The following is a 9,545-nucleotide window of genomic DNA, read 5'->3' as shown; positions in this document are numbered from 1 at the left end:
GGTAATCGCCGTGCACATCGCCTCCCCGCGACAGCCCGCATCCTCGGTCGCCAGTCTGGCGTCGACTGCCGGCAGCCACGTTACGAAGAGACCTACCCCAAGCACCGGGTGGCCGTGTCCCTATCAGCGGTCCATCGGCGCCACCCGGCCCGGCGACAACACCCCCCGGATCATCCGTACGACAGGGGCAGTAAGTCATACCGGACCAGGCGACCGAGCAGTCCCCGGCTGGGGACCTGAAAAAGGTAACGGGGGCGGGAAGCAGCGTTTCGGCGCCTAGCCGGCGATCCGCGCCTTGATGACTCAGTAAGCCTGCCGCAACCTCATTGACACGGTGTTCCTGTTCCGCCGTCCAGCTGAGCTGCAGAAGGGCGTCAGCGCGAACCAGACCGTCGCAGCGTCGACACTTCGACGAGCGTGCCCTCGGAACCCAAGGTCCCCAGGATACCCAGAGCGCCTGATCGCCACGTGCAAGAATTCCGTGGTCAAAGGAGGCGACTGGTGGTCGACGCGGCAGGATTCGAGCCCGGGCAGAGAATCCACGTTCCCGGCCTTGACCTGCCTACATGGGTGACTGTGGATCTGGCGCAAGGCGGCGTAGACGGGGGGTGGATCCTCTACGTCGCCGACGATGCGGGTTCACTGAGCAAGGTGACCCTTGGTGCGAAGCAGGCCAGTCAGGTGGTCCGCCTGGTTGAGGACGGACGTGCTCCATCGGCTCGCGTCTTGGCCGGCATGTGGACCCGGTGGATGGCTGCGGCCGCCACTAACGCGAAGACCACACTGCTTGCATCGAGTCCCCTACGCCCGTATGCGCACCAGGCAAACGCCGTCTACGGGGCGATGTTGCCACAGCCGTTCCTCCGGTTCCTTCTTGCCGATGAGCCGGGTACCGGCAAGACGATCATGGCGGGACTCTACCTGCGGGAGATGCAGCGTCTTGGGCTGATCCGCAGAGCGCTGGTCGTTGTGCCTGCGAACCTCGCCAGCAAGTGGCAGGAGGACTTCGAGCGGTTCTTTGGTGGAGGTTTGCGCCGTATCACCGCGGACACGGTGCGTGAGCACGCGCTAGATACCGGTCATGATCTGTGGGTGGTGTCGCTCGAGTTGGCAGCCACTAACGGCGCTGTGCAGGACGCCGTACGCCCCGACAAAGCAGGCTGGGACATTGTGGTGTTCGATGAGGCCCACCGCCTCACGCCGACTGCCACATCGTTTCATCAGGTGGGGCGGATGCTGGCGAAGAACACCCCTCGCGCGCTGTTGATGACCGCAACTCCGCACCGTGGCTCGGAATGGCTGTTCCGTCATCTGCTGCACCTCGTGGATCCAGACATCTACCCCGATCCCGGCGACAAGAGCGACGAGAGCCTGCAGCCGCTGCGTCCCGGACCGGTGCACTTCCTGCGGCGGATGAAAGAAGATCTCGTCGACTACGACGGGGTCACCCGGTTGTTCAAGGGTCGGACGGCGAATAATTTTCGGGTTCCACTGGGATCCAAGGAATACTCGATCTACCGGCAGGCGCTGGAGATGGTTGACCAGTTCTTTCCGTCGACAGCACGAACCCTCGCTCGCATGGTGTACGGCAAGCGAGCCGCCTCTACGCTGTTTGCACTGAGGGAGACGCTACGTCGCCGCTCGGCTCACATGGGCGCTAAGACCGAAGCGGAGGCGGTCCTGGATGTCGAGCGGCTCGACGAGGCGGACGAAGAGGCGAAGGAAGAGGCTAAGGTCATTCATGCCTCTTCCCAGTCTGGGCGGGCCGAGCGAGCGGCGATCAAGGAACTGCTGCGGCAGTTAGACGCCATTCTGATGGACGGAGGCTACGAGCCGTCGAAGTGGCGCGACCTGACACGCCGTTGCCTTGGCGCGAACGGGATCGCCCCGGGTAGCGGTGAGCAAGCGGTCATCTTCACCGAGTACGCGGACTCCGCTGATTGGATCGTGCAGCGCCTAGTCAACTCTGGGTATACCGCCCGAATGTACTCCGGGCGACAATCCTCCGCAGAGCGCGACGCGGTCCGGGCCGCGTTCATGCGCCGGGAGTTCCAAGTCATCGTCACCACCGATGCCGGAAACGAGGGCATCGACCTGCAGGCGGCGCACGTCTTGGTCAACTACGACATGCCCTGGTCGCTGGTCCGCCTGGAACAGCGGATGGGCCGAATTCACAGGGTCGGCCAGTTTCGTGACGTTTTGCTGTACAACCTCATCGCCACGGACACCCGCGAGGGTGACGTGCTGCATACCCTGCTCGAACGGTTCGTCTCAGCAGCCAGCGAGCTCGGAGGCCAGATCTTCGACAGCCTTTCGACCGTCGCCGAGATGACCGGGATGCGGTACGAGCAGTGGCTCACGGACCTCTACGGCGACGACGAGGCCAAGAAAGCGGCCGCCGACGCAGCTGTGCGCAAGGTGCACACCGCGGACCTTAAACGGGCCGCACGCATCGCCCGAGCCCAGGAGTCTGTGCTCGCAAGCCAGGTCGACGCGATGGCAGCGCTCACGCTTTTGCAACGAGACCTGTTGGACCGCATCAACCCCGCGATCGTTGAGTCGTACCTCAACCGGCTCGATCAAGCACGACTACTGCGAGTGCAGCGCACCGCTGCTGGGGATGGCATCCTTCTGATCTCCTCCGACCGACCCTTGCCTCAAGGATTGGGTGGAGGCCAGCAGGTACTTATCGCAACGAGTGGCGAAGCGCTACGGGCACACGGCGTCAGCGTCGACACGTCGAACGTCCTCCCGTTAGGTCCCGGTGACGCAGCCTTCACCGACCTCATCACCCTCGCCGACGACGATCTGGCCGCCGACATGTATCGCAGCGGTGCCGCCGATGATCCCACCAGCGTCAGCGGGTACGACTTGCATGCATTCGAAGCCACCCTCACCGAGGCCGGCGGTAAACGTCGCACCACGTGGGCAGCTCTCATCCGTGTCGACGACAACGGACTGGCATATCCCGTGCGGTGGGAGACGCTCGCCAACCTCGTGCCGAGTGAATCGGCCGGCACCGCACCACACCCCGGGCGGATCGACACCGCCGGACAGGCCGCGGCCACCTTGGCGGCCAAGACCCGCGATGAGCATCAGCGCGTCCGTAGTGAATGGTTCGCCCACGCTCGCCGTGACCTGCAGAATCTTCCAGTCGACTTGACAGTCGGAATTGCGGACAAGCAGGAGCGGGTCGCTACTCGTCGGCGGCTAGAGCAACGCGCATCCGAGCGGCTTGCCGAGCTGGAGGCGCTCAGCCAAGTCGGGCTGAGCGAACCCAAGGTTGTTGCGCGTCTCCGTGTCCATCCGAAGGCATCTCCCCGCACGACTGAGGAAATGGACTCGGAGACCGTGGCGATGCTGCTCGTCCTTCGCAGCCTGCAGGAAGACGGGTGGCGTGCCGCCGACGTGCACGCCGACAACCGCGGCTACGACTTGCATGCCATCCGCGGACGAGAGCAACGCCTCGTCGAGGTGAAGGGGGTTTGGCGCTCCGCTGCCAGTAACGGCATCCGCATGACGGGCAACGAGGTGCTGATCGCCACGCAGCACCGCACCGACTACTGGCTCTACGTCGTCGACCAGTGCCATGACGGCCAAGGCGTCCTCTTTGGCATGTACCGGGATCCGGTCAAGGTCTTCGCTGAAGAGATCCGCAGCGACGCGGTCTTCCGCGTTCCCGGCAGCACCCTGAGCAAGTACCGAACCGCGCCGCACCAGGAGAACCCGGAATGACCCGAATGATTGAACGCTGGTTCCCGTGCGCTGAGGTCTCCGACAACAGTGCCAACGGGTGGGGCTCCGGCAATACAGAATCGAGCTTGTGGGTCTGGTTCGCCAAACGCCCGGTTGCCCAGTCCAAGGCCGCCGTCCTCACCAGCCTCCTGACCTGGCCGGACAGCCATCAGGAGCAGCGCAAGCTGCAGACTTTGGTGCGGACAGCGATGAGCGGCTATAAGAAGGCTCAGGATGAGATTGACAAGATCCTCACCGAGACCTATGGGCGTCGGCCTCGTGTTCTCGATCCGTTCTCCGGCAGGGCCATGATCCCGTTGGAGGCCGGCAGGCTCGGTGCAGACGCATTCGGCGTGGACTACTCGCCGTTCGCCACGCTCGGCGGATCACTGCTCGCCGACTTGCTCTACCGAGACTGGTCAGCGGAGAAGCCACTGCCGTTCGGTGCTAAGACGAGCGGCGGCGTCCGGCTCCTCGACGACGCCGAAATCTTTCTAAACGAGGTAGGGGCCCGCTATACCGCCGCCATGGCGGCGGTCTATCCCCAGCACAGCGGTCGCTTCCCCTGGGGGTACTTATGGGCGTCATCGCTGCCATGTCAGGAGTGCGGACACCGATTCCCGCTCGTCGGCGAACTACATCTGCGGCTGCCACGGCCCAAGAAAGACGACCCAGGGCAAAGCTTCTATCTCGACGCAGACAGCACTGTTGGCAAGGTGAGCGCCGTCGTGCACGACGGGCCACCGAGGGGGACACCGACCCGCGTTCTGGCTGGAAAAAATAAGTACGCGGCAGACGGACGTGTGGCCGTTTGTCCCTTCTGCGGACATGTCCACACGAAGGACACCCACACGCGTCTGAGCCTCGACGGCGAACGACGCGACATGCTCCTCCTAGCCGCAGACATCGCCGATGACGAGACGAAGATCTTCCGAGAACCGACCGACATGGAGTTCGCGGCTGCGGAACGTGCCCGCAAAGCGCTCGCCGAAGAGCCGCCGTTCGGTTTGCTCCCCGCCCGCCCCGACGAACGCATCCCCGGCGGCAACAGCCGGACGATCCAATCCGTCAACTATGGCGACAAGGTCTACGGAGATCTTTTCGAGGACCGCCAAACCCTGGGGCTCGTTCGGCTGGCACGAGCGATCAACGAATCTTCCCAAGCCTGCCTCGACGCAGGGCTGAGCAACGACTATGTGCGCGCGCTGGCCGGATTCGCCACCGCCGCCATGATGCGGAAGCTTCGCAGGTCCTCACGGGGCGCTCGCCTGCAAAAGGCCGGGGGATGCCAAATCGGCGACATCTTCGTCAACCAGTCTGCGGTCTCGTTTTCCTATGACTGGTTCGAGGGGGGCCTCTCTGACGGACCCGGTTCCTGGCAGTCGCTGGCGTCTCAAACCATTACGGCGATGCGGAACATCCTCCTTCGCGCAGGCAGCATCCCCGCCACGATCGAACGCGGCGACGCTACCGGCGTTCGGTTCCGCGCTGGCTCCATGGACGCCGTCGTCACAGATCCGCCGTACGACGACATGATTGACTACAGCGACTCCAGTGACATGTTCTACGTGTGGGCCAAGCGGGCCATGCAGGTAGCCGACCCGTCACTTGCGATCACCGCCCACGCAGACGGGGTGCAGGAAAAAGATTCGGAGATCATCGTCAAGCGCGGCGGCGGTCCGGCAGGCGATCACCGCACCGCCAGCCACTACGATCGCATGATTGCCCAGGCTTTCACCGAAGCTCGCCGGGTCGTCGCACACGACGGAGTAGTCACCATCGTCTTCGGACATGGGGACCCCGAGGTATGGCATCGTCTATTGCGGGCCATCACCGTCGCTGATCTGGTGATGTCCGCATCTTGGCCTGCAAAGACCGAGGCCGGAGGTGCTGCGGCAGGATCGGCCAACATCGTCACCACCTTGACGATGGCATGCCGTCCGGCAATGCCAAACCGGGGCGACGGCAGGGCAGGCGCCGTTGAGATGCAGATCCGCGAAGAGATCGCCCGGCGGGTACGAGACTGGGAACGCGCTGGCCTCGCGCCGACGGATATGCTTATGGCTTCGGCTGGCCCGGCCATGGAGATCGTCGGACGCTACTCCCGCATCCTTGACAGCCGCGCTAATCCTGTTGAGATCGATCGGTATCTTGTCATTGCCCGTCGGGCCGTTCAGGACGCAATGGCCGTAGACGTCGATCGGCATCCGCTGCAGGCGTTCGACCCACGCACCAGATTCGCCCTGTGGTGGGTACGCCTGTTCGGCCGCCAGGTGGTCGCCAAGTCCGAGCTCCGCTGGCAGGTGCTCGCTGCAGACCTGGCGATTGGCGACGTCAAGGACCTCGTGCCGGGCGGGAGCGACGGTTGTCAGTTCGTGTCATCGACGCGCTTCAAGGCAGCCATCACCACCGACTCCCCAGTCATCGACGTCGTGCTAGCGATGGGCAAGGCGCAGCTCGACGGCCTAGGCGCCGTTGGTGAGATCCTGTCATCGTCCGGGCGCGACAGCGAGGACCCCTACCTGTGGGCTGCAATGAAGTTCCTGGTGGACAGACTGCCAGAGCGCGATACCGACGCAGTTGGATGGACCCGGATCCTACGCAATCAGTCTGGGGTCTTCAGCGCGGCGAAGTCTGCGAGCGCGGTGCGGTCGGCACACGACGCACAGCAACCACTATTCTGACCGCACTTACAGAAGGCTTCGCCTCGACCGAGGCATCCGCAACGTCACATGTGCTCCACGTGAAGGGACGACGATGGGCAGCACCAGGATGACCCAGTGGTGGGACGCGATCCGTATCCGACCGGAGATCATCAGCGCTGCCGGGCAAATCGATGACGTCCAGATGTCGCTGTTCAACGCCGTCTACGCAACCGGCGCATTGCGGCCCGCGTATGCCGACGCCATCTACTACTCAGAGATCACCTACCCCACCGACCTGCTCGTCGGGCTGCTCGCCGAGATCGCCGTTCGCCTCGGGGGCGGTACTGATTACACGAAGGCGCGCGCCCTCACCCGTCTGGACCAGGGTATGGGCGGTGGTAAGTCGCACGCCTGCATCGGATGCTGGCAGCTCGCTCGCGACCCCGCAAACCTGGCTAAAACCGACCTGGGTAAGGCTATCTTCGGCAGAGCCGCCGGCATCCTCGGCCGCAGCCTGCCGCCCGACCTGAACAAGCCCCACGTCGTTGTGCTGCCGTGCGACAACATGACACCCGGCGCCCCCGTCAAGGAGTTCGACGGGCCCGCGTACAACCTCTACGAGCGGTTCCTCTGGCGACTGTTCTCGAAGGACTACACGCTCTATGAGCGCTACGCCCCGTTCTTCAACGACAAAAGTAAAATCGTAGAAGCTCTTCGTGCGGTCAACCGCCCCGTCCTCATCATCGTAGATGAAATTATGGACTACGTCGGGAACGGCCTTGACGGTACGGGGAAACCGGAACTCGTAGCCCAAGACATGGCATTCCTGCGGGCCCTGCTTGACGCGGCGAACGACGTGCCAAACGTGGCCATGCTCGTCGTCATGATCGGCTCCGACACCATTGCGCTTGGCACTGAGGCGGCCAAGGATCGGCGCACAGACTTACACGACCTACTGGAGCGCAACGGCCTCCCCGCCACGGTTACCGCGAACGCCGACTTCGCTGACATCCTACGCAGGCGGCTGTTCGATCAGGCGCCCCCGGGAGAGATTGTCGCCGCCGCTGCGGGCGCGTTCGCCGGTATCCACACTGACAAACCCTGGACCAAGAACGTATGGGAAAACATCCCTGGGTCATGGCGTAACGACTTCCCCGAAGAGGTTAGCCGGACCTATCCGTTCCATCCCATGCTGATGTACCTAGCCGAACACGAATGGGCCACCGTGACGGGCTTCCAAAAAGTCCGCTCTACGATCCGGATCTTCGCCGCCTCCGTCTACGCCCTGCAACAACGGGGCAAATCGGGAGCGTGGGCACCTGTACTCATAGGCCCCGGCGATCTGCCGCTGTCGGATAACAATGTACGTGAGGCGATCCTCGGCTCGGGTCTTGTCGGCGACCAACGCACCGTAGCGAATTTTCGGGCCTTGGCCGAGAACGAGATCGTCAATCAGAACGACGACGGCGGGGCAGCACGCCGCCTTGACCTGCAACGCGAACCTGTTCCGTGGGCCACCACCAACCTCAGAGCCGCCGAACGGGGCGCGACCTTCATCTTCCTCACCAGCATCGTCGGCTCCCGGCCGGGCGGTCGACGCGGCGCTTCCGCACCCGAGGTCAAGGCAGCGCTCGCTGCGCCGGACCCCGATTTCACACTCGCCGACGCCGACGGCGTGGTCGCAGACCTGGTCAACCAGGACAAGGGCATGAGCGCAGTCGAAGCAATTGCCGGGCAGGGCAACAATAAGCCAGCCCGCTACTACCTGTCGACCAAGTTGACCTACCGCACGCTTGTTAACTCCTTGCGCAAGACCATCACTGACGACGAGCGAGACCACGCCATAGTCGAATTCGCGCAGCGGCTCGCCAACACAGGACCGTTCAAGGTCAAGAGGTTCATCGCCGCCGACCCCGTGCGAACCCCGACCGAAGTCGTCGCCACTGCCGGCTTGGACGACGCTCGGACCACCCGTCTAATCATCCTCGACCCAGCCCAATTCTCCCTGCGTAATGGAATCGAGCAGCAGACCGTCCAAGCGCTCAAGGTGGCCGTTGGTTTGGGAGAAGGCACCGCAAGACTGCCGGTCGAATGGGCCTCCTCCGCAGTATTCGCCGTTGCCAACACTCAACGCCGAGCCCGGGCGCGTGCCCTCGCCGTCGAATATTTGGCCCGGCAGCGAGCACTCCTGGCGCCCGAGGTGCAAGCCGACGCCGACCTGACCAGCACAGGCAACAAGGAATTCGCGACCGCAAAGCTTGAATTGGAAAAGGCAGTCAAACGTGCATACCAGCACGTGGTGTACCTGGCACAGCCAAATCCCGACACCGACCGGGCACTTGACCAGATCACCTTCGAGGACGAGAGCCAGAGCGCGCTGGACGGCACCCAGGTGTGGAAGGCTCTCGCCGACAAGGAGAAGGTTTTCGATGCCGGGCAGTTCACCGCCCGCGTGCTCCTCTATCACCTACGGGACCAAGATTACGGCCGCCCACTGTCCGAGATCCGAGACGCGTTTTGGAACACACCTCGCCTCCCGCTGCTTTACACCGGTGAAGCCGACCTGCAAGAGGCAATCTACGGCGCTGTCGAATCGAATGAACTCAGTATCGTGGACGGATCCGACCAGTCCGTTGCGGTAACGGATCCGAGCCAGGTCAATCTCGCCTCAGTCGGGCTTCGCCTTGCGCGGCCACGCACCCGCGAGGAATCGGGAACATCCGCGGGAGGCACCTTCGGCGGCTCGACAGAACAACCCGGCGGCCCGCGCGGAGGAGACGCCTCCGAGGGCTCCGGGTCGCCGGCAGACACCGGAGGCGCAGGCAAACCCGCCGACACCGAGCCTGCCGAAAAGTTCGTCACCTTCCCGCTGATGGGCAACCTCTTCCAACAGCCGGACAAGAGCGAGGCCATGGCGCAGGTGTTCCGAGCCATGTACTCGATGTTGGACGAGGGCAACATCTCGTATCTGCAAGGCACTCTGCAGCTAGTCGTGGACGCCTCCGTGGCCGACAAATTGGCTGAACAGGTTCGTTCCCTGGGTTTGGGCGTAACAGTGAGAGATCAATGATGCCGAAGGCCGCGTTGCGTGCGCGGACTAGAGAGCCGGCCGAAGAGTTCGGTACGCTGACCCGGTAACCGCCGATGCTGGCTGCGGGCCGATCG

General features: G+C 63.7%; 3 protein-coding genes. All 3 read left to right on the top strand.

What is annotated here, in order from left to right; translation table 11 throughout:
- Positions 1-501: 501 nt before the first annotated feature.
- The 3 genes from ACIA1L_RS13990 (at position 502) to ACIA1L_RS13980 (ending at position 9,450) form a co-directional block, all read left to right on the top strand.
- Positions 502-3,735 carry a helicase-related protein gene (locus ACIA1L_RS13990; protein ID WP_396073035.1) on the top strand — a complete coding sequence of 1,078 codons (3,234 nt, stop codon included), beginning with the start codon at positions 502-504 and terminating at the stop codon, positions 3,733-3,735.
- A complete protein-coding gene (locus tag ACIA1L_RS13985) occupies positions 3,732-6,419 on the top strand; it encodes a hypothetical protein (RefSeq protein WP_396073034.1) in 2,688 nt (895 codons plus the stop codon). Before ACIA1L_RS13990 ends, ACIA1L_RS13985 begins: the two co-directional genes overlap by 4 nt.
- A 73-nt stretch (positions 6,420-6,492) precedes the next feature.
- The gene (locus ACIA1L_RS13980) at positions 6,493-9,450 is read left to right on the top strand and encodes a DUF499 domain-containing protein (RefSeq protein ID WP_396073033.1); all 2,958 of its coding nucleotides are present in this window, start codon (positions 6,493-6,495) and stop codon (positions 9,448-9,450) included.
- The last annotated feature ends 95 nt before the right edge of the window (positions 9,451-9,545 follow it).

This window comes from Actinoplanes sp. NPDC051859 (genome assembly GCF_044452725.1).
GTDB lineage: Bacteria > Actinomycetota > Actinomycetes > Mycobacteriales > Micromonosporaceae > Actinoplanes.
Note: the sequence above shows the minus strand (reverse complement) of the source record. Positions and strands in the feature narration are given on the sequence as shown.